Source organism: Affinundibacterium flavidum (genome assembly GCF_014284175.1).
GTDB classification, from domain to species: Bacteria; Pseudomonadota; Gammaproteobacteria; order Burkholderiales; family Burkholderiaceae_D; genus Undibacterium; species Undibacterium flavidum.
Map to the genome: position 1 here is coordinate 1 of NZ_JACOGA010000095.1, position 219 is coordinate 219.

Consider the following 219-nt stretch of genomic DNA (forward strand, 5'->3'; position numbering starts at 1 on the left):
TATGTCCCACTTTGGACATGCGCGTCTTGCCACGCACACTACTGCCAGATTCATAGTGACGCGGATCGAGTCCTGCAAATGCAATTGCTTTCTTCACTGAGGTAAATCGCTCTGTATCAGCATAGTATGAAAGCAAAATGGCGATGGTGCGTTCTCCTAAACCAGGTATGCTATCCAATAATTTCTGCTTATCTTTTAAGTCCGGATCGTTCCGAGTAT

General features: G+C 45.2%; 1 protein-coding gene. It reads right to left on the reverse strand.

The features are described 5' to 3' along the window. Positions 1–219: transposase (locus H8K55_RS21510; RefSeq protein ID WP_186944288.1), on the reverse strand; the 219-nt coding region annotated here is incomplete at both ends.